Origin of the sequence: Dolichospermum sp. UHCC 0406, from assembly GCF_009712025.1 — a bacterium.
Taxonomy (GTDB): Bacteria; Cyanobacteriota; Cyanobacteriia; order Cyanobacteriales; family Nostocaceae; genus Dolichospermum; species Dolichospermum lemmermannii.
In genome coordinates, this window is record NZ_VILA01000016.1 from 291,168 (window position 1) to 312,959 (window position 21,792).

Below are 21,792 nucleotides of genomic sequence, written 5' to 3' on the forward strand. Positions count from 1 at the left end.
AATGCAATATTTACCTGATGCCAATATTTTGAAAATCACAAATCTTAATCATTACTTTGGTCATAGTAAATTACGAACTCAAACTTTGTTTGATATTAATTTAACTATCAAAGCTGGAGAAATTGTGATTATGACTGGACCATCTGGTTCAGGAAAAACTACTTTATTAACATTAATTGGTGGTTTGCGTTCTGTCCAAGAGGGAAGTTTAAAATTTAATGGACAGGAATTATTAGGTGCTAGTAATGAAGAATTAGTCCAGGTACGGCGACAAATTGGCTATATTTTTCAAGCTCATAATTTACTAGATTTCCTCACAGCTATGCAAAATGTGCAAATGTCTTTGGAATTACAACGCAATATTTCTCAATGGGAATCTTATATCCAATCAGAAACAATGCTCCAGGCTGTGAAATTGGGAGATAGAATTAATTATTACCCCTCCGATCTTTCCGGGGGACAAAAGCAACGAGTAGCCATTGCGCGGGCTTTGGTGAGTCATCCTAAGTTAGTCTTAGCTGATGAACCTACGGCGGCTTTAGATAGTAAATCAGGAAGAGATGTGGTTAATTTAATGCAGCAATTAGCAAAAGAACAAGATTGCACCATTTTAATTGTTACCCACGATAACCGAATTTTAGATATTGCTGACAGAATCATTAATATGGAAGATGGTTATTTAATCCAACATGATTGATTTATTTAGATCCCCGACTTCTTGAAGAAGTCGGGGATCTAGTAGTTATAGTAAACTAGCAGAATTAACATCTAAAAATAAAGTAGCTTGGGGTTGTTGACGTAAAATAGAAGCTGGACAATTAGTAGTAATATTTCCTGTTAACAGAGTTTTAACTACTTGGGCTTTTCTGGTTGCTGGTGCTAAACAAATTATTTTTTTAGCATGACAAATCATGGGAATAGTTACAGTAAATGCGTATTGAGGAACATCTGCTAAATTGGCAAAATATGCTGTATTTACTTGTTGTTGACGGTTAACATGATCCAGTTTGACAAGTTTAACTTTAGCAGGATCTTGAAAATCTGCCACCACTGGATCATTAAATGCTAAATGTCCATTTTCCCCAATACCTAAAAAACATAGGTCAATAGGTTGATTTTCTAAGAGTCGAGTATAGCGATCGCACTCAGCTATTGGTTGTAATGTATCCCCTGCTATATAATAAAATTGTTGGGGACACACCTTTTCTTCGACCCGTTCCCGCAAATAACGCCGAAAACTAGCAGGATGATCGGATGTAATTCCCAAATATTCATCTAAATGAAATAAAATTATCCGTGACCAATCTATTCCCTCTAAAGCAATTAAAGCCTCCAAAAATCGAATTTGGGAATTTCCTGTAGCTAATAAAATCGCAACTGTATCCTGTTTGTCAAGCAGATTTTGTAAATATTGATGTGTGATTTTAGCCACACTTTCTGACATTTCCATTTCAGAAGCATAAACCTCTACCAATAGATGATCAACATAAAAAGATTTGCTAGGTTCTATCATTTGTTTACTCCCAATTACTAATTATCAATTATAAAAAAAGACAGGCAAAAAGCCTGTCAAATAGCTGATGATTTAGCAAAGAATTTGTCAGTATCCTCAACCCTGATTGTTGTAATCAATCATCTCAATCAAATCAATCACACAAATCATAGTTATGATTTAGAAATTCATTTCCGCAGCTTGAACCCTGATTGTTGTAATCAATCAAATCAATCACACAAATCATAGTTATGATTTAGAAATTCATTTCCGCAGCTTGAACTTTTTCTACTTGTTTCTTCTTGAGAACTAGCATTACTTGTGCCAACATCACCAAACAGATAAAAGCAACCAACCATGCAACTCTAGAAGAATCTTGCAACACAATTTCTGCATCTTTTTGACCAAAACCACCAACATTGGGGTTGTTAGTCAAAGCATCACCAATTGTAACTACTTGTCCTTGAGTCACAATTAGTTCAGGACCAGCAGGAACTGTATCTGTAACAACATCACCAGTTGCAGTTGTGATACTAATCAGATTCTTAACGTTACCGTCCTCATCTTCTGTTTTAGCAATTTTGCTAATTGTACCGGCAGCAGAAGCGTTGAATGCGTTATTATTGCTCTTTTCACCTGTGGGGTAAACTTGTCCACGGCCACGATTACCGCCTACATGAACAGAGTATTTGCCAAAGTGGATATTTTTGTCTGTAGCGGGGTTAGGAGAAAGAATAGGGAAGACAATTTCTTGATATTCTTCACCAGGTAATGGACCAACAATGACAACATTATCTGTACTGTCGTTGTAAGGAGTGAATGTCATATCACCCACTTCTGCCTTGAGTTCTTCAGAAATGCGATCTTCTGGGGCAATCTTGAAGCCTTGAGGCAACATTAGTACAGCACCAACATTTAAGCCCACCTTAGAACCATCAGCACCCACTTGTTGCACAGTGGCATCGTAGGGAATCTTGACAACGGCTTTAAATACAGTGTCAGGAAGCACAGATTGGGGAATTTCCACTTCTGTGGGTTTAGCTGCTAGGTGACAGTTAGCGCAAACAATTCGACCCGTTGCTTCGCGGGGGGTTGCAGGAGCGGTTTCTTGCGCCCAGAAAGGATAGGCAGCAGCAGTTTGTGGGACGGCTATATCGCTAGTGAAGAAAAAAGTCACAGTAGCGATCGCTATAAGCAGTGTATTAACCATTGCTTTAGCAGTGCGAGTTAACCTCGCAGGTGTAAGGGCATTTCTCATCTCTATAAAGTCATTTGTCAGTGGTCAGTTGTCAGTTGTCAGTTGTCATTGGTCAGTAGTCAGTAGTCAAGAGTTGATTAAAAGCCCTAGATTGTTGACTTGAGACTAATAACTTTTGCACTATTTAAGCCCACCAAGCGGCATCCCCAGTGCGGAAATCGGTTTCTGTCCAAGGTGTTAACAGAATTTTGTCGTCTGCCACTTTGGCATGGGCTAGAGGCAAGGATTTTGGTGCAGGACCGCGAATTACTTTACCAGTAGCGTCATATTGTGAACCATGACAAGGGCATTTAAACTTATTTTCAGCCACATTCCAAGGGACAACACAACCTAAGTGGGTACAAATAGCATTAATCCCGTAGTCAGCGATCGCTTCTTTACTTTCCACTACAATATAGGTAGGATCTCCCTTGAGTCCTTGTACCAAACTGCGACCGCCCACATTATGGCTGTCTAGAAATTGACTAACACTAACATCATTACCCAATTCATTCTTGGCTACTGTACCGCCACCAGCACCACCGCTAGAAGGAGGAATAAAGTAGCTAACAACAGGGTACAATGCACCCAACGCCACTCCGGTAACAGTCCCAAAAGTGAGTAGGTTCATAAACTGACGACGACCCATATCGGGAACATCTGCTGATTCAGAAAATTGAGCCATAATCTCCGCGCTGTTTGTGTAATTTATTAATCATTTTGACAAGAGTACCAGCACAAGAGCCACTCTTATCTGAATCGAAATCATAACGCTCACAGCGATACCCTAATTCTCAGTTGCAAGACATAGTGAGCATCTTTATCTGTTAGCATTACATTTCTTTATATCCTTATCATACTGGAGTCACGGAACTTAATATCATAACTAAATGTAAAATCTAGATAAGCTCAGGGAATAGGGAATAGGGAACAGGGAACAGAAGGAAACTTCTTAACAACGGACAACGGTACGGGCGAAGCATTTGGAGAACTATTTTTGGCAATGACCGATAATTTATCTTCCAAATGCTTCGCCCCTACTGACAACGGACAACGAACAACTGACAACGGACAACGAACAACGAACAACTGTACGGGCGAAGCATTTGGAGAACTATTTTTGGCAATGACCGATAATTTATCTTCCAAATGCTTCGCCCCTACTAACAACGGACAACGAACAACGGACAACGGACAACGGACAACGGACAACTGTACGGGCGAAGCATTTGGAGAACTATTTTTGGCAATGACCGATAATTTATCTTCCAAATGCTTCGCCCCTACTAACAACGGACAACTGACAACGGACAACGGACAACGGACAACGGACAACTGTACGGGCGAAGCATTTGGAGAACTATTTTTGGCAATGACCGATAATTTATCTTCCAAATGCTTCGCCCCTACTAACAACTGACAACTGACAACGGACAACAGACCAAAATTACTATGACCGGAAAGGAATTACGCCAACTGTTGATTGATAAATGGGGACAACCTTATGATGTCCAGTTTCGCCGCACTCAGGGCAAAATATTTCTACAAATCATGTGGAAATACTTTGGACAAGCCTCTTTCCCTTTAAGCGAAACAGATTACCAAGATCATCTTGACAGCATTGCTAATTATCTCAATGCCTTGGGAGGAATACAACAAGTACAAACTTTCATTCTAGAAACCAAAGAGCGTCCCCGTCTTGGTAAAGCAGTTAGTATCCCCCTGGACTTAGGTGAACGCGCTTCAGAATGGATCGTTTAAAAATTAGGCAATAGGTAATAAGGTGTTACTCCTAACTCCTGACTCCCAACTCCATAACCTTAAACTGAAGATATAAAAAAATTAACGGAAATGACTAATATATCTGTTACTATCTACACTTATTGTACTAGGTCAACACGGTATTAATCAAGCTATGATTATGGGACGGTTTTAGAAGCCTGGAACGCTCTGGGTAAATTATGTTAATTTTTACGAGATGCTACGAGAACACAGTGCAGGGGACGTAAGCTGTGCGAATTCCGCTTGATTATTACCGAATTCTAGGATTACCGTTGGCGGCCAATGAGGAACAATTGCGACAGGCATACAGCGATCGCATTGTCCAATTGCCCCGACGGGAATATTCGACTACATCTATATCTTCTCGCAAGAAGCTGATTGAAGAAGCTTATATGGTTTTATTAGATACCGACGAGCGCAAAGCCTACGATCAGCTTTATCTAGCTCACGTTTATACTCCTAACAAAACTGCTGATCAAGTTCCACAACAAACCCTAACAGATAATAACTCCAAAGATCAAGATGCTCAAAGTCTCAGCATTGAAATCACCCCAGAGCGATTAGTTGGCTCTTTGTTAATCCTCCAAGAACTAGGAGAATATGAATTAGTATTAAAACTTGGTCGCCCGTACCTAGTTAATAAACCTAGTTCAGTTAGTCTTAAAACAGGTCATCGTGCTACCCAAATAGAAATTCCCGAAAACCCTGACTTACCAGATATTATCCTCACCGTCTCCCTAGCTTGCCTAGAACTAGGACGGGAAGAATGGCAACAAGGTCACTATGAAAATGCCGCCGTATCCTTAGAAACAGGTGAAGAATTATTAGCACGAGAAGGCTTATTTCCCAGCGTCCGCGCTGAAATGACCGCTGATCTTTACAAACTGCGTCCCTACCGCATCTTGGAACTATTAGCACTACCACAAACACAAATTCCCAAACGTCGGCAAGGATTAGAATTATTACAAAGTATCTTAGAAGATCGTGGCGGTATTGATGGTACAGGCAATGATCAATCAGGATTAAATATAGATGACTTTTTACGATTTATCCAACAAATTCGCCATTATTTAACAGTCGCAGAACAGCATAAACTCTTTGAATTAGAAAGTAAACGCCCCTCAGCCGTGGCCACATATTTAGCAGTATACTCCCTAATCGCCAGAGGTTTTGCCCAACGCCAACCAGCATTAATTCGCCAAGCCAAGCAAATGTTAATGCAATTAGGCAAACGCCAAGACGTGCATTTAGAACAATCGCTTTGTGCTTTGCTAATGGGACAAACCGAAGAAGCCACCCGTGTTTTAGAACTAAGTCAAGAATATGAAGCCTTAGCTTTTATTCGGGAAAAATCCCAAGACTCACCAGACCTATTACCAGGACTGTGTTTATATAGTGAACAATGGTTACAGCAAGAAGTATTTCCCCATTTTCGGGATTTAGCAAAACAGCAAGCCTCTTTAAAAGATTACTTTGCCGATAGACAAGTACAAGCTTATCTAGAATCTTTACCTACCGATGCCCAAATTACTAATGAATGGTCAGTAATTAATCATCAATCCTTTCCCCAACCAGATATTAATAATTCTCGTTACCATACTAATAACACCACACAAACACCGCAACATCATCAACCCGTCAATCCTGAGTTACCACAAACCCAGCCTCGACCTCAACCTGAATCTACCCAAGTTTCCATACCGAGATGGAATCATCCACCAACAAATGCAAATGCGGGAAATCAAACATCACAAATACCCTCAACAGCAGCAACCCCGAACCTAATACCACATCAAACCAATGGTACTCCGACCACAGCAACAAACCACCAACCCCCCAAACGCAGAAGACGTAAACCTACTGCTAATAACCTTTCCCAGCGATTCATCCAGTCTCAAACTAATTTTCTCAGTAGTCTAGATCCAAAAACACGCTTAGTTTGGCTAGTTTTCTTCTCATTGGGAGGAGTATTAATTTTTTCGTTATTAGTATCAACAACTTTTGGCTTGGTCAAAAATATCTTCTTTCCCAGTGCATCATTCCAGGGAGAACAGTTAGCAATACAACTAAATCAACCACCAATCACCATTCCTGACCCCAACAGCGAACCTGAATCAAGCACCGAAGAACTGACCAAGGAGACAGCAAAAGAAGTAATTGAAACTTGGTTATCAGTCAAAACCTCAGCTTTAGGGCAAAAACATGACATTGATGGTTTAAAGGAAATTTTAACAGGTGCAGTTTTATCACAATGGCAGTCAGTAGCCCAGCAAGAACAAGAAGAGAAACGCTATCGCCAATATAAACATAATGTAGAAATAGTAGCTGTTTCTAAAAAAGGTACAGATAAAGATTATGTATCTGTAGACGCTAAGGTACAAGAAGTTACCCAGTTCTATCAGAATAGTCAGCAGAAAAAGTCTTCTAATGAAAACTTGCGCGTTCGCTATGATTTGGTTCGCAAAGAAGGTAAATGGCTGATTCAGCGAATGTCAGTAATTCAGAATTTTTTGTAATTGGTCAGTTGTTAGTAGGGGCGAAGCATTTGGAAGATAAATTATCGGTCATTGCCAAAAATAGTTCTCCAAATGCTTCGCCCGTACAGTTGTTCGTTGTTAAATCTACTCTTTTCCATGTTCCCTGCCCTCAATGTCATCAAACCTTGACAGTAATCCTCTATCTGAGATCACTATATTAAGATTCCATGACAAACTGATCCCCGCAAGGCTGATAACTACGTGAAATATAGTAAAACCTATCTTTAGACCCCTTGATCCCTAGATAGTTTTACTGGTTAATATTTACTTAACAACTTTTGGCAATCCCAAAGAAATGCAAAACAACGGCATAACTAGGAATTTCGATGAGTTGGTATCTTAATAAAAAACAAACAGTAAACAAATTTAAAACTGGAGACAAACCAGGAGTCAGGAATAAAAAAATCTGGGTAGATGATATTTCATCAAAATTTTTTTAACCCGGAAAAAATAATTTACCTTGTAAACTACTGGAGTCCAAATCAATGGCAAAAGAACGGCCACCGCTAGAAGAGATGACCCTACGGCAATTACGCAAAGTTGCCAGTGAATTCTGTATATCTCGCTATAGCAGAATGCGGAAATCGCAGTTATTAGCATCAATTGAAGAAGTTCAGCATAGTAAGTTCTCGCTCAGTTCATCCCCTAATCTGGAGGCACAAGAAACCGTGGAAGCAGCAAAATTTGAGTTAGGTCAAGAAGATCGGACTGGTGGTTCTCTCGCTGATGTTGATGAAGCACTAGCAGATTTACCAGCTGGTTATGGTGACAGTCGGATTGTTCTGTTACCTCGTGATCCTCAATGGGCTTACACTTACTGGGATATTCCTAACGACCATAAAGAAGCACTGCGTCGTCAAGGTGGACAAACCCTAGCTTTGCGGATTTATGATGTCACTGATGTTGATCTAGATTATCAAAGTCCCCACAGTATTCAAGAATACCCTGCTGATGAACTAGCGAGAGAATGGTATTTGCCAATTCCCGTGAGCGATCGCGATTATGTGATAGATGTTGGTTATCGCACCGCTGATGGTGGTTGGTTAGTATTAGCACGTTCTGCGAGAGTACATATTCCCCCCGTTTATCCTTCCGATTGGATTGAAGATGTCTTCATCACCGTAGACTTTGAAGAAGACCTGCGTGCTAAGACTTTCTACGAACTAGTTCCCCCATCTAAGAAATTAGCAACTGCTGCTGCTGCGACTGCGGGTGGTGGAAATCCCATTTACGAACAAATCTTTGGTCTAGCAGAATCCGCTGAAGCTCAACGGGTAGCAGGTTCTATCTTCGGTTCTATGCAGCACGTCCCCGGTTCTGCTGCTCCCGAACAAGCTCTCAGTTCCTACGTTTTCCCATCTGGTGTGGGTATGTGGGCTGTTCCTACCGTATCTGGTTTAACCATGTCCGGTGTGGGAATGTCCGGTTTCTCCGCTTCTGCTGTTCCTGCACGTCCTCGCAAATTCTGGTTAGTTGCTGACGCTGAATTGATTGTTTACGGTGCAACTGAACCTGATGCAAATGTTACCATTGGTGGTCGTCCAATTAAACTCAATTCCGATGGTACATTCCGCTTCCAAATGTCCTTCCAAGATGGTTTAATTGACTATCCAATTTTAGCTGTTGCGGCTGATGGTGAACAAACCCGTTCTATTCACATGAAATTTGAGCGGGAAACACCTTCTCGTCATACTAATACTAAAGATGAAGCTGTTCTGGAATGGCTGGCATAATATTTGTATCTGAAAATTAACCATAACTGTAATTGTTAATTTTACCCGCTATAGTATTCCTATAGCGGGTTTTTTACTGAAAAAAATAAACAACTTTAGCTCACATTCCGACCTCAACTGTCACAATTGTTAATGACTGGAAGAAAAATATAAATTAAGAATAAATATGGAAGATTTGATTTATAAGATAGTAGAATAGGGGACAGATAAGCTGCACCTAAGAGAGGAAGGGAAATTGGAAGAACTCAGGGCGGTATTGGAACTAGCTACAGAAGAGGAACTACAGGACTTAACAGCAATTCTGTTTAGTCGCAAGTTTAACCCCTTAGATTATGTTCACACACCCGAACCCATTGCAGTACAAAGCCAAGATCGTCAAACTTGGTTAGATACAATAGAAAATCGCTTTCGTTTTTTAGCTGCTGACGGGATGACAGTATTACGGGGACGTACTGATCAAGTAACTTACAGACAAGCCCTAATTCAAGTATGCAAATATTTGAAAATTCACTATTATCAAGATCTAACAACAATTGATTTAGAAGCAGAAGTATTTTTGCATCTCTTAGGAAAGGTTTGGAAAAAACTACCAAAACAGGAAAAACAACAACTAACTATTAATGTTCAACATCAATTAGCACAATCAAAACTTAAACAACCATTACCATTATCATTGCAACGTGATCCTTTAGGATTAATATTTAAAGGTGGTAGTGCCTTGGCTGTAACGTCTGTAATCCAACCTTTTGTTCTCCAACAAATCGCCCGTCAATTTGCTATTCATTTAGCTACTTATCAGGTAGCGAAAGAAGCCACAATTACAGGTACAGGATTAGCAACCAAACAGTTTCAAAACTATGTAGCTTTACAAATGTCCCGTCGAGGTATGACTATGAGTGCAGCCCGTTATGGTGCGGTTCGCAGTGCGTTTGCTTTGGTCGGTCCAGTCATGTGGGCTTGGTTTTTTGCTGATTTAGGTTGGAGAGCGATCGCCACAAACTATGGCAGAATTATTCCTTGTGTCTTCACCCTCGCGCAAATTCGTCTTACCCGTACAGAATGTTGGGAAATAGCTTAAATAAAACTTTTTATCATCCAAATTCCCGCTTACAAACCCCTTGGAATTGGTTGCAATTTGGACTATTATCTTGCCCCCTGAGTCCATTTTTGGGCGGTATTTCTATCGTCGTGGCATCATTGTTAACTTGGCGAAAACAATCGCGGATTATTAGCAATCGGCCAATTCACAAGGGATTTGCTCTTTTGAGTATCTTACTACTCATTACTACCGGATTTGCCTATCGTAAATTAGATGCTTTTTTAGGTTTATTCAACTTCATCCCCTTCTTTTTCTTTTTTACAGGACTAACTTCCCTGATGCAAACACCCAACCAATTACGACAAATTTCTTGGATCATGGTGTTTGGTTCTGTACCTGTTTTAATCATCGGTTTTGGGCAATTATTTCTCGGTTGGAATTTCCGATTTCAGGTTTTATGGATTGTCTTTGATTGGATAGTTGCACCAGAAAAATCATTATCCGGACGCATGGCTTCTAACTTCATGCACCCAAATACCTTAGCCGCATACTTAGTAACTATCTTTATTTTGGGTTTAGGTTTATTGCTAGAAAACTATCACAAACTCAAGCAAAAAAATCGCCTGATTATCTTCTTAACAATTACGGTATTTGCTAATTTTATCGCCTTGATATTAACCAATTCTCGCAATGGTTGGGGAATAACTATTTTTGCCTGTTTAGTTTATGCTTTATATCAAGGTTGGCGATTAATTGTTGCTGCTGTTGTCAGTATTACAAGTTGTTTTTTCTTGGCAGCTTTTGCACCTTCACCTATTGCCCAATTTTTCCGCCTTTTTGTTCCCTACGGCATTTGGGCGCGGTTAAATGATGATATGTTTCCTGATAGACCGCTGGAATTAATGCGGAAAACCCAATGGGAATTTGCCTGGAATTTAACTCAGCAACATCCTTTAACTGGTTCAGGTTTACGCAGTTTTAGTGGACTTTATAAAACCCAAATGCAAATTGATGTCAACCATCCTCATAACCTATTTTTAATGCTGTCTGCGGAAACTGGGTTAATTACTACTTTGCTATTTTGTGGTTTGCTGGCTTGGATATTAATTGCAGCTAGTCAAATTTTATTTAACAATAAGAATAAGATCCCCGACTTCTTAAAGAAATCGGGGATCTCTGCATCTATAGAAGCAGAAAATCGCCTAATCTTCTTTAGTTATCTAATTACTTTTATAGGGTGGATATTATTTAATACCGTTGATGTTACCACATTTGATATTCGGTTGAATACTCTCTCTTGGGTTTTTGTTGCTGCATTGTGCGGAGTTATGTATGAATATCAATCACGTCAAACAAGTAGGTAGACTGGGGAAAACCCAAATGTGTAAAGCAATCTTAACAAGAGGATTAGTTGTGAGGAAAGGGGTAATTAACAATTATCAATTACCCCTTTCCCCATTAAAATCTAAGCATTAAGCTTTTGCAAAATTTTCAGCGACAAAATCCCAGTTCACCAAATTATCTAAGAAATTCTTGATGAATCCAGGACGAGCATTTTTGAAGTCAATGTAATATGCGTGTTCCCAAACATCAATGGTAAGCAATGCTTTTTTACCATGTGCAAGGGGGTTTTCGGCGTTAGGGGTTTTCATTACCTTGAGTGTGCCACCATCATCAACCAACCAAGCCCAACCACTACCGAATTGAGTTGCAGCAGCAGTAGAAAATTCCTCTTTGAATTTCTCAAAGCTACCAAAATCCTGTTCAATTTTAGCTGCTAATGCGCCTGTAGGTGCGCCGCCACCTGCTGGTTTCAAGCAATTCCAGAAGAAAGAGTGATTCCAAACTTGAGCCGCATTGTTGAAGATTCCAGCCTTAGCAGAGTCACCAAAAGCAATTTGAATTACTTCTTCCAAAGACTTATTAGCTAATTCTGTACCATCAACAAGCTTATTCAAATTATCTACATAAGCTTTATGATGCTTACCATAGTGATATTCAAAGGTTTCCGCTTTCATGCCATAGGATTCTAAAGCATCAGAAGCAAAAGGTAAAGCTAGTTGGGTAAATGCCATTGTGTGAGATCTCCTCTCTTTACTGTTTTCTAGTTGAAAGCTATTGCCAGAGCTAGGCAAATTACAGGTTTCGTATTCAGGAATTTTATACAAAACTTAACATTATTATTCTACTACCAAACTGAAAATTCCCAGCAATTAGTTTATAAATAAAGCAAATTTCATCTATTTAGACCAAACTCCTAACTTCCCTCTGTTGCCTCTGCACCTGAAGCGTGAGAAAAAAGCCCAGTCTAAAATATATAATGATTAACTCAGACTAATATCCATCTCAAGATAGATGAATCAATCTGCAAATAGTTTAGGATGTAGTTCAAAGCAATAAAATCTAATAATGGTGAGTCCGTCGGCACTCACCACCATTTTCAACTCAAAAATTCCCGAATTACCAATGGGATAGCCGTTGATTGTAGTGGCTAATAATTTGTGCTGCTACTTCAGAAGCTGTTAAACCATCAGTTTGTAATTCAATCGCATCAGCCGCTTTTTGCAAGGGGGAAACCTTGCGAGTGCTGTCTTTCAAGTCCCGTTCAGCAATGTCCCGTTCTAGTTGTTCTAAACTAACTGCGGGTTGGTTCTGCCTTTGAAAGTCTTGCTGACGACGACGCGCTCTTTCACCCACAGAGGCGGTTAAGAAGATTTTAATTTCCGCATCTGGGAAAACATGAGTGCCAATGTCCCGACCTTCCGCCACTAAACCGCCACGTTGTCCCCAGCTTTGCTGTTGTTGAACCAATGCTTGACGCACAGTGCTTTGAGCAGCGATCGCTGATACTTGAGAAGTGACTTCAACTGTGCGAATTTTCTGAGTGACATCAATATCATTAATCTGGACTCTGACGGGAGATTGCAGGCTTTGACTGGGAGTCAGTTCAATTTTACACCCAGCAACTAATTCAGCAACAGCACAATCATCATCAATGGCAATCCCCTGTTCCAGCACTAACCAAGTAATCGCCCGGTACATAGCGCCCGTATCTAAATAGACTAAACCTAACTGATGTGCCACTTGGCGAGCGACGGTAGATTTACCAGCACCAGCCGGACCATCAATAGCAATGATTGGTTGGCGTAGTCCGTCGTTGCCATCGCGCAAAATCGTATTGTCAATTAACCGTGTAGAACCAAGACGAGCAGCGATCGCCAACATTCCTTCATCCTCAACTTTTTCTAAAAACATCAACGTATTCGGTTCAACCAATTCAATATATTCCAAGCTGATATTGCTAACTTTTGCGATTTCTTGCCGCGCTAATGCTATGAGTTCACCACTGTCACGAACGCCAGCCCGAAACGCCGCCTCAGCTTGCCGTAAACCTTTAAATAACACCGTTGCTTGCTCTTTTTCTGTAGCCGTCAAATATTGATTACGAGAACTTAAAGCCAAGCCGGACAATTCCCGCACTGTAGGACAAGCAACAATTTCTACTGGCAAATTTAAATCAGCTACTAACCGTTTAATAATTGCTAGTTGTTGACCATCCTTTTGTCCAAAGTAAGCTCGGTCAGGTTGTACCAAATTAAAAAGCTTGGTAACAATCGTTGCCACACCTTGAAAATGACCCGGCCGAAAATTACCACACAAACTAGATATCATATCAGATGGCGGGATCACTTGTGTCACCTGAGTTGCTGCTATATTCTTCCCAGGGACACCAATTTCCTCCGGAGTTGGGGCAAAAATCACATCAACTCCCGCCTGTTCACAAAATTGTCGGTCTTGCTCTAGAGTGCGGGGATAGCGTTGATAGTCCTCATTTGGTCCAAATTGCAGGGGATTGACAAAAATACTGACAATCACCGTCGAATTTTCCTGTTTAGCCCGTTCAATTAAACTTAAATGACCTTGATGTAAACCCCCCATAGTTGGCACTAAACCAACTGCTGTGGGAGACCAACTGGTTTGTTCATCAAGTCCGAGATCCTCTGGTAGCCTAAGATGGCTTGGCCAGCGACGGCGATTTAAATAGCAGCGTAAGGCTACAACTTTTGTCAGCACACGCACAAAATACCCCTAGTTCCAATAATCCTTTCCCCCGTTAGTGTATATCTGATAGCGCAGCGTGGCGCAAAGGATAATTGGGGGATAGGAGGGACGAACCAGGGGAATTTAATAGTGAAGAGCGAAAAGAGAGTAGGAATGAGGAAACGGGTTATTTTCCTAAAACCTCAAGACTGACTGGAGCAATGCCACTGCCGATCATGCCTAATAGCCGGGCAGCACCAGCCGAAAGGTCAACAATTCGACCCCGGATGTAGGGACCTCTATCATTGATTCGCACGACGACAGAGCGACCATTCCGGGTGTTAGTGACACGGATTTTTGTCCCCATGGGTAAACTCCGGTGAGCCGCAGTTAATCCTTCGGGATTATATCTTTCACCACTGGCGGTTTTATTGCCAGAGCCATCATATCCGTACCAAGAGGCTATCCCTTGAAAACTGAGATTGATATTTCTAAAGGCAATCTTTTGCGGTAGGTTGGCTCTGGAGACTGATCTATCTACTGGTAAGTTGGCAATTGCTTGAATAGGAGATGCGTTACCTATAAGTCGCCGCAGTCTATTAGTTGCTTGTAAGGCATCTTGGGCAAGATTTTTGGTACTATCTGCTAATATTGTGAGTTTATTGACTTCTACCAGTTCTTGACCGTCAATAGTAATGGTGTAGCGATCTGCCGACGGTTGTTGAACGATGAAGCCTGGCTTTTGGGCTTTATTGTTAATTGTGGAGTTATCTCCTGTTTTCCAACTGACGGTAATCTTGCTTGCGTCTACATTTTTTTCGATCAGTTCATTGATTCTAGCGGCTATGACACTAGCTTTTTGAACTGGATCATTGTCAATGGATCTAACTTTTTTGTTAAAATTGACTACATTCCCAGTATTGCTAAAACTGGTAACTTTGGCGGAGTTGGTAGCAGTCTGCGGGTAAAAATTTAAATTCTCGCCATTGCCGATTACTCCAACTTTTGTTTTGCTGTTAGTAACTGGGTTAGAACCCAAAAAGGTGAGAACGGGAATATCCCGAATATAAAGAGTTGCTGCTTGTAAGCCGCGAATACTGTGAGGATGAATTCTGGTAATCACAGGATTGGAAATGGGGCTTTCTGTCTGGGATTGGTACTCTCCTACTTTGACTGCATCATTCACAGATGATGCTTGGCTAGTTGGGGAAATTCCCGCAATGGTTTGAGTTCGACCAACTGAGGGTAGACCCAAAACAGCTAGAAATACGGCAACTGTAGTCCACAAATGTCTTTGATTCATGCGTCCGATTTTAAAGCGACTATAGAACTTAAGTTTTATTTAGCTAGTACATCACGGCGTAAATAAAGCAACCATATTCAATCGCCAAAAAGCTTACTGTATATTAGTTTTGACTTTTGACTTTTGACTTTTGACTTCCGCCCTGCGGTACTAGGGTTTTTCACTTGATGAATAGTGATCCCCTTTGGAAACTCGAACCCGTTCCGCTTTCACTTTGCGTTTTGTAACTCGAATACATTAGCATGAATTTTTGGGCTTGGGGATCAGGGTTTTAGCGGAAGTCTGAAAGAAATGCTTAAATTTACGGTTGAGCTTGAGCTTGTAAACCGTGTTCAAGTCAGGATTTTGGCTATGTAACGTTTTTTTGGGAAATTTCCAGATTTTCCTAGGGAAACTTCATGTTGGCTGATCACATAATTCAACGGTTACTCCCTAACATTTATCCTCAGTAGTTGTAAATTATTAAGTATTGAAAAATGATCAAGTCAATTTGCGTTTAGATAAAATTTTACTTTCAATAATTTGATTGTTAGAAGCTAAAATTAGCGCAAAAACAATCTCTCTAAAGATTTTATTTGCAAAATACTTTGGTTGTTTCGCTCAAGGATGATAGTTTTTGACCTACATTTTAAATAAGTAAATACTATTAAGTATTTAATTTTATAAGTATTAATTATTACAATAATTACTCAAGCAATAAAAGTGATTTATCTCCAGTAAGTATTTATTCTTATCCTGAGATAAATAATTAATGAGACAATGAAAAGAGTGGTCAGCGCGTATATATGAGCATTTTAGGTATAAGAAACTACCCTATAGTAGCTTTTACCGTAATAACCCCAGCAATCAATTTTGTATCAATCAATCAGCCCCATCTTTAAGCCAGAAAATCCAGAAATATTACCACCAGCACTTTTAGACATTCTCAAAGAATTGCATTCCCAGTATAAATCCCTGAAAGATGGTGTAGTAGCCAACTATATTCCCAAACTTACCAAATTAAATCCTGATTTATTGATGATTTGTAGCGTTACCACAAACGGACAAATTTACGAAGTTGGAGATTTTCAACAACTGTTTACTATCCAGTTAATTGCCAAAGTCTTTGTTTATGGACAGGAGGCGCATTTAACGCCATTATCCTTGATGGACATTCCAAGCGTCCTGATCATCCGGTGGTAAATGCTGGGGCTATAGCAATTATTTTTAAACAAAATGCCTTGAGAAACAGCCATATAAATTGTAAAGTAGTGTAATTTGTATTGTTTCAACTGACAAGGCAGTTTACAATAGTTCTAGTATGGAAGCTAGAAAACACTATTCACACGCACCAATCACCGAAGCAGTGATTAACATCCAAGCTCAACTGTCGCCAAAAGTTAAGCTCGATGTTTTGTGGCAAATGTACTCAAATATTCAAACTGAGTACCCAAAGTGCGAAGATGTGTTCATTTTGCAGGGACAAATGATTGTAGCTGCTACTGTAGAGCCCACAGCCACTCAATCTCAAATTGGTTATAGAGTCTTAAGTAGTGACCAAAAGCATATTATAGAAATGCGATTGGATGGATTTAGTTTCAGTCGTTTAGCGCCCTACGACTGTTGGGAAAACTTCCGAGATGAAGCCCAGCGATTGTGGAGTATATATCAATCATTGACATATCCACAAGCTATTACTCGTTTAGCAATTAGGTATATTAATAGGTTAGATATTCCTCTACCTGTTGGTGATTTACAAGAATATTTAAGGACATTTCCTGAAGTTTCTGGTGACTTACCTCAAGGACTAAGCGGCTATTTTATGCAGCTACAAATTCCTCAGGATAATTTAGGAGCAATGCTAGTTATTAACCAAGCAATTGTTACACCACCTACAGAAGAAGTTGTTTCTATACTATTAGATTTAGACTTATTTGTGGAACAGAATATTGCTAATAATGAACTAGGAATTTGGGAACTTCTAGAACAAATGCACACACAAAATAATCAAGCCTTTGAAGCTTGTATTACAGAACGCACAAGGGAGTTGATTAACTAATGGCTACTATTACCCCCCTACGTCCGAATGGGACTCTTATCCCACAAAGACGAATAGTGTTAGACACAAAAGCAACTTCACAGTTGCAAAGTCCAGAAGGACGCAAGATTGATGATATTTTGCGTAATTTGATATTTATCAAGCAATATCTAGAATCTATTGAAATAAGTAGTGAAATAAATTACAATCCTGTTTTACCAAAACGCTCAGAACGTATAATTATGCGTGCCAAATTTAAAGGGCGTGGAAAACCTATGCCATATCCTTTAGAAGAAGAATGACGATAGAATCTTTTTGGGTGCAGATAAATGAAGCGACGCTCAGGCAAGGAGATTACCTACCTGGGTGTATTGTGCCATTACCAATATTTGATCCGACAACTTTTGGAAAAAACTATGAAACTCAGGACATAGAAATAGAAGTAAATGAATATGATTTAATTATTTTAACTCAGAGTTGTGATTTAGATAATAAAAAAGTTAGTCAAGTTTTACTATGTCCTATTTATTCAATATCTGAATATGAAATTGCCAATCCAGCATTTGCCAAAAAGGGTAAATGGAATGAAGTGTTAAGAGGTAGAATTGAGGGATTACATCTACTTGCTTCGCCCATAAATCCAGGTAATAATAGGGAAGCGTTAGTTGTGGATTTTCGTCAAATTTACAGTTTACCTTATGAATATATTTTAAAACACGCTACAGAATTGGGTTCTAGATGCCGGTTAAAATCTCCTTATTTAGAACATTTTTCTCAAGCATTTGCTAAATTATTTATGCGAGTTGGTTTACCATCTTCAATACCTCCTTTTTCTTAAAATATACCCAGATACCCGACTTCTTAACGAAGTCAGATACCTTATTTCTCAATTTACAATTTCTGCAACAATTCCTGAGTTAACTGCATAAATGCCTTAGAACCGACTGTATTCGGACTTAGTAAGGAAACTGGCATAAAACTATCAACAGCTTTGGCAACATTAACATCAACTGGTATTTGGGCTTTACAGATTTTATCTACTCCAAAATCTTCGATAACTCGGTGCATTACCTGTTTATAATATCTGCCATTCAGGAGATTAGCATTGGACATACTAAAGACTATTCCCAACATTTTAATATCTATTTTAGCTTCGTGTTCATGACTTTCTTTTAATTGGGCAATACGTCTTTCTAAAAGTTGAATTCCGACTACAGATAAGGGTTCTGGTCTAGCTGGAAGAATGTAGAAATCACTAGTGGCTAAAGCACTCCGAGTCAAGAGATTATAACCGGGAGCGCAATCTAAAAGAATAAAATCATATTCATCCCGGATAGGTTCTAAAATATCTCTAATTAAGACCCTTTCAAAGCGATTCCAGATGGTTTCAAAATCCTGTTCTCCTAATGCTACTGATTGATTATGCAGCATTTCTGAAACCACAAATTCATCATATAAATCTATGTCTCCCGGTAATAAATTTAATCCTGTCAGGTTACAAAGTTGAGGTTGAATGATGTCCCCAATTGTAAATTTTGCCTCTGGTTCAGGGTTGATAATTTGATCTAGTAAATATCTAAATGTCTTTCTTTGTTTGCGACGTTTGGCAAAATCTACTGGTGACATTAAACTTAGCGTGGCACTAATTTGACTATCTAAATCTAAGACAAGTACCTTTTTTCCGTGATTTTTGGCTAAACAAGTAGCTATATTCACGGTAATGGTGGTTTTACCGACTCCACCTTTCATGTTTGCGGTTGCAATTACATATCCCATTTTAATTCCCCTACTGACGCTTTCCCAATGATATAGCGTTTATATTATCTAATAAATTTAGATCCCCGACTTCTTAGAGAAGTCGGGGATCTTTTTTTTAAGGTAGTTTAATAGTTTGTGCTAATAAGCTTTGAAGACGTTGTCCGTGCGAACCACCTTGGTAAACTAAATCACCTTTGCCTAATAAATAGGCTGCTGTTGTTTCTTTTCCACCCAGAATAATACATGAATCTGCTTGGCTGGAGGTACGCAGGGCGACTCGTCCAGGTAGGTTAGAACGGATAATTGGGGTGACAATACTGGCTTCTGGGCGTTGTGTGGAAATAATTAGATGAATACCTGCGGCTCTTGCCATTGCGCCTAAACGTTTGATACTTTGTTCTAAGATGGTGCGAATTTCTTTTTCTGCCATAAAATCAGCATATTCATCAAATATACAGACAATACGCGGTAAAGCTGGGGAAGAACGTTGATTATAGGTGGTTAAATCTGCACATTTAGCTTTTTCAAATTTCTGATAACGAGATTCCATTTCTGCAACTAGTTCCTGCATTAATTCTACGGCGCGATCGCTATCTTTGACAACTGGTGCATATAACGACGACATTTGTTCAAATTCGGGAAATGTTACCCGCTTGGGGTCAACTAAGGCAATTTTAAGATGTTGGGGAGAATGACGATAGATTAAACTGAGAAGAAGCGATCGCAAAAATTCACTTTTTCCGCTTCCTGTTGTTCCTCCCACCAAAAAATGACAGGTATTCGGATCTGATAAATCAGCCTCTAATAACTTCCCATCAATACCCACTCCAATAGCAATTTTTACGGGTGCTGTTGGTGGTAAAAACTGCTTTTGAATATAATCTTCAAATTTGGCAATTTGTCTATCTTGACGCGGCAAATCAATACTTACATAACCAGCTTGAGGAGCAATTAAAGGCGGATATTCTAACCCCAATTGTACTTGTAAATCAGCGGATAATTTGAGAATTGAAGGAACTTTCACACCTAAATGTGGTTTAATTTTCACCCGAATAAATGCCGGACTTACATCAGCACCATAATAATCTACATTAACCTTAAAAGATTCTAGAATTGCCACTAAAGATGCGCCAATTTCATCAGCATTAATAAATGTATCTTTCTGACTTTTAAAAGTATCTGAAAAACCTCTCTCCAAACCTCTCTCCTGCAAGGAGAGAGGCTTTGAATTCTCCCCCTTCCCTCGTAGGGAAGGGGGTTGGGGGGTTAGGTTTCGTGTTGGGTTTTCCAAATAATGTGAAAAGTCAGATATATCTTCTCGTTTTTTGGAAGGTGCTATAAAATCAGGATTGTCATTATCTGGAATAACTTTATTTGGCGGTGCATTAGATTCAACATCGAAAAAAGTCTGACACTTTTGTTGTTGGGGGCAAATTTCACATAAATGAGGTTGAGTTGTCGCAGGTGGTGGGTTAGGATTGGGAGATTCCCAACTTAACCATTGTTGCATTTGTAATAATTTATAGGGAATTAATTGATGAACCGTATTTTCTAACTGTTCCCAAGAATATTTGTATTCTTTAAATTCTGGTAAAACACAATAAACAGCAGAATCAACAGGTGCTTTTTTCTGCTTCCACAACATATAACTATAAAGAGAAACTTGCGCTAATTGTGCTGCTGAATCTACAGATTGATAGGTTTTAAACTCCACCATACAAAGGCGTTTAAGTTCAAAATTAAAAACCAGACAATCAAACTCACCTCTAATTAATTGTTTTGTCCCATTGGGTAAATCAAAGTAATATTCTAAATTGCGTTCTTCTGAAATAAAAGTATTCTGAATAACTGTATCAGCACTACAATAACGGCGATTGATTACTAACAATTCAGTAAAATTTTTAATTAATCCTTGTAATCCTTGCCAAACTTGTAATAATCCAGGTGCTTTACTATAATCTTGACTGATAGTATCTTGTAAATAAGGAAAGAATTTGATTTGATAGAATAATTGTTGAATTTCTGATGTAAGTTCATCTACATTTAATTGTGTTGCAGATGGATTCAATAAAGCTTTAAATCTGGGTTCAATTAGCAGTAAATTGATAAAATCATCCGCTAGTTGGTGAAAAATATTTCCAATACCTGTAATGGCATCTTTAGGAAAGAATATTGCTTTATAATTAAAATTATGGTTTAGGTAAAATAGTCGAGGACACTCAAAAGCTAATCTAACTTTAGTAGGAGTTAAAGAAGAGTTTGCAGATTTATGATTTACCATATTAAATATATTACTGATAGCATCAGGATTGGATATTTCCAGTAAGCGACGATGAACAGCAGCTAGATAAACTGTATCCATTGCTGCATAGTTTAACTGTTTTTGAGTGAGAGGGCGTTTTCCCCAGTCGCTTGTTCCTTCTTCTGCATCTACATGAGAAAAGTGGCAGAGTTCAGCAGCTAAGGTTTTTAGTTTTAAGTTGGTAGTTTGTAAAACTTTACGGTTAATTTTTTGGGCTAATTTTAAAGTACAGGTAACATTTTGGGCTTGAGTTTTGCCTAAATATTTTAAATCAAAACCCGCGCTATGAAATACTTTTTCAATTTGCGGATTAACCATAATTTGGGTAATGAAATATTCTGTTAAATCAGGTTTATCTAAGACATCAAAAAGGTAAGCAGATTCACCTGTGGAGTCTGTAGAATCAGCCAATGCCTGAATTAGTGCTAATTTGGGATTATGAGTATTCCAATCAGCAATTTCTGTATCTAGCCAAAGGGTTTTATAACTTGCTAGTTGAGATATTTGCTTGTAGATTTCAGAAGCTTCTGTCAGGTAGTGCATTGGCTGAT

At 39.1% G+C, this 21,792-nt stretch carries 20 protein-coding genes and 1 pseudogene; 12 read left to right on the plus strand and 9 right to left on the minus strand.

Features of this window, described 5'->3' with window-relative positions; genetic code table 11:
* Position 1 precedes the first annotated feature (1 nt).
* Positions 2 to 697 (plus strand): DevA family ABC transporter ATP-binding protein, encoded by a 696-nt coding sequence (locus FJR09_RS15765; RefSeq protein ID WP_015078579.1) that lies wholly within the window; start codon positions 2 to 4, stop codon positions 695 to 697.
* A gap of 45 nt (positions 698 to 742) precedes the next feature.
* On the opposite strand, the gene FJR09_RS15770 is transcribed toward FJR09_RS15765, so the two are convergent.
* Together FJR09_RS15770 and petA are read right to left on the minus strand one after the other, a co-directional pair.
* Complete coding sequence (locus FJR09_RS15770; RefSeq protein ID WP_015078578.1) at positions 743 to 1,513, minus strand: glucosamine-6-phosphate deaminase; 771 nt, start codon at positions 1,511 to 1,513, stop codon at positions 743 to 745.
* Positions 1,514 to 1,748: 235 nt separating this feature from the next.
* Entirely contained in the window at positions 1,749 to 2,750 is a 1,002-nt protein-coding gene (petA, locus tag FJR09_RS15775) for a cytochrome f (RefSeq protein WP_015078577.1), read from the minus strand.
* Here petA and FJR09_RS15780 point away from each other — a divergent pair.
* Positions 2,653 to 2,853: a hypothetical protein gene (locus tag FJR09_RS15780; protein WP_168654115.1), complete on the plus strand. Its 201-nt coding sequence runs from the start codon at positions 2,653 to 2,655 to the stop codon at positions 2,851 to 2,853. The two genes, petA and FJR09_RS15780, sit on opposite strands and share 98 nt — an antisense overlap.
* 21 nt (positions 2,854 to 2,874) lie before the next feature.
* On the opposite strand, the gene petC is transcribed toward FJR09_RS15780, so the two are convergent.
* Positions 2,875 to 3,414 carry a cytochrome b6-f complex iron-sulfur subunit gene (gene petC, locus FJR09_RS15785; protein ID WP_015078576.1) on the minus strand — a complete coding sequence of 180 codons (540 nt, stop codon included), beginning with the start codon at positions 3,412 to 3,414 and terminating at the stop codon, positions 2,875 to 2,877.
* 224 nt (positions 3,415 to 3,638) lie between these two features.
* Complete coding sequence (locus FJR09_RS15790; protein ID WP_254433127.1) at positions 3,639 to 4,145, minus strand: hypothetical protein; 507 nt, start codon at positions 4,143 to 4,145, stop codon at positions 3,639 to 3,641.
* A 36-nt stretch (positions 4,146 to 4,181) separates the two neighbouring features.
* Between FJR09_RS15790 and FJR09_RS15795 the strand changes: the two genes are divergently transcribed.
* The 6 genes from FJR09_RS15795 (at position 4,182) to FJR09_RS15820 (ending at position 11,184) form a co-directional block, all read left to right on the plus strand.
* The gene (locus FJR09_RS15795; RefSeq protein WP_015078574.1) at positions 4,182 to 4,490 is read left to right on the plus strand and encodes a DUF3067 family protein; all 309 of its coding nucleotides are present in this window, start codon (positions 4,182 to 4,184) and stop codon (positions 4,488 to 4,490) included.
* Between the two features lie 251 nt (positions 4,491 to 4,741).
* Positions 4,742 to 7,027, plus strand: coding sequence for an IMS domain-containing protein (locus FJR09_RS15800; RefSeq protein WP_015078573.1), 2,286 nt, complete (start codon positions 4,742 to 4,744; stop codon positions 7,025 to 7,027).
* Positions 6,985 to 7,209, plus strand: a complete 225-nt coding sequence (locus tag FJR09_RS15805; protein ID WP_083881415.1) for a hypothetical protein — start codon at positions 6,985 to 6,987, stop codon at positions 7,207 to 7,209. Before FJR09_RS15800 ends, FJR09_RS15805 begins: the two co-directional genes overlap by 43 nt.
* Positions 7,210 to 7,533: 324 nt before the next feature.
* Positions 7,534 to 8,781 carry a DUF4912 domain-containing protein gene (locus tag FJR09_RS15810; RefSeq protein WP_015078572.1) on the plus strand — a complete coding sequence of 416 codons (1,248 nt, stop codon included), beginning with the start codon at positions 7,534 to 7,536 and terminating at the stop codon, positions 8,779 to 8,781.
* Positions 8,782 to 9,016: 235 nt separating this feature from the next.
* Positions 9,017 to 9,859, plus strand: a complete 843-nt coding sequence (locus FJR09_RS15815; RefSeq protein WP_015078571.1) for a YaaW family protein — start codon at positions 9,017 to 9,019, stop codon at positions 9,857 to 9,859.
* A complete protein-coding gene (locus FJR09_RS15820; RefSeq protein ID WP_168653399.1) occupies positions 9,841 to 11,184 on the plus strand; it encodes an O-antigen ligase in 1,344 nt (447 codons plus the stop codon). The genes FJR09_RS15815 and FJR09_RS15820 overlap by 19 nt, the downstream gene beginning before the upstream one ends.
* A 108-nt stretch (positions 11,185 to 11,292) precedes the next feature.
* Here FJR09_RS15820 and FJR09_RS15825 read toward each other — a convergent pair whose 3' ends face one another.
* From FJR09_RS15825 to FJR09_RS15835, 3 genes are all read right to left on the minus strand, one after another.
* A complete protein-coding gene (locus FJR09_RS15825; RefSeq protein ID WP_015078569.1) occupies positions 11,293 to 11,895 on the minus strand; it encodes a superoxide dismutase in 603 nt (200 codons plus the stop codon).
* Positions 11,896 to 12,280: 385 nt separating this feature from the next.
* Positions 12,281 to 13,900, minus strand: coding sequence for a bifunctional pantoate--beta-alanine ligase/(d)CMP kinase (locus FJR09_RS15830; RefSeq protein WP_168653400.1), 1,620 nt, complete (start codon positions 13,898 to 13,900; stop codon positions 12,281 to 12,283).
* 148 nt (positions 13,901 to 14,048) lie between these two features.
* Positions 14,049 to 15,164, minus strand: coding sequence for a septal ring lytic transglycosylase RlpA family protein (locus tag FJR09_RS15835; RefSeq protein ID WP_168653401.1), 1,116 nt, complete (start codon positions 15,162 to 15,164; stop codon positions 14,049 to 14,051).
* Between the two features lie 873 nt (positions 15,165 to 16,037).
* Between FJR09_RS15835 and FJR09_RS15840 the strand changes: the two are divergent.
* From FJR09_RS15840 to FJR09_RS15855, 4 genes and pseudogenes are all read left to right on the plus strand, one after another.
* Positions 16,038 to 16,363, plus strand: a pseudogene (locus FJR09_RS15840) (glutaminase); the annotation flags it as partial.
* A gap of 101 nt (positions 16,364 to 16,464) precedes the next feature.
* Positions 16,465 to 17,202 carry a TIGR04255 family protein gene (locus FJR09_RS15845; protein WP_015078565.1) on the plus strand — a complete coding sequence of 246 codons (738 nt, stop codon included), beginning with the start codon at positions 16,465 to 16,467 and terminating at the stop codon, positions 17,200 to 17,202.
* On the plus strand, positions 17,202 to 17,483 hold the full coding sequence (locus FJR09_RS15850) for a hypothetical protein (RefSeq protein ID WP_015078564.1): 282 nt from the start codon (positions 17,202 to 17,204) through the stop codon (positions 17,481 to 17,483). The genes FJR09_RS15845 and FJR09_RS15850 overlap by 1 nt, the downstream gene beginning before the upstream one ends.
* Complete coding sequence (locus FJR09_RS15855) at positions 17,480 to 18,019, plus strand: hypothetical protein (RefSeq protein ID WP_015078563.1); 540 nt, start codon at positions 17,480 to 17,482, stop codon at positions 18,017 to 18,019. Before FJR09_RS15850 ends, FJR09_RS15855 begins: the two co-directional genes overlap by 4 nt.
* Positions 18,020 to 18,072: 53 nt before the next feature.
* On the opposite strand, the gene FJR09_RS15860 is transcribed toward FJR09_RS15855, so the two are convergent.
* Together FJR09_RS15860 and FJR09_RS15865 are read right to left on the minus strand one after the other, a co-directional pair.
* Entirely contained in the window at positions 18,073 to 18,957 is an 885-nt protein-coding gene (locus FJR09_RS15860) for a ParA family protein (RefSeq protein ID WP_015078562.1), read from the minus strand.
* A gap of 97 nt (positions 18,958 to 19,054) precedes the next feature.
* Entirely contained in the window at positions 19,055 to 21,784 is a 2,730-nt protein-coding gene (locus FJR09_RS15865) for a DNA translocase FtsK (RefSeq protein WP_168653402.1), read from the minus strand.
* Positions 21,785 to 21,792: the final 8 nt, after the last annotated feature.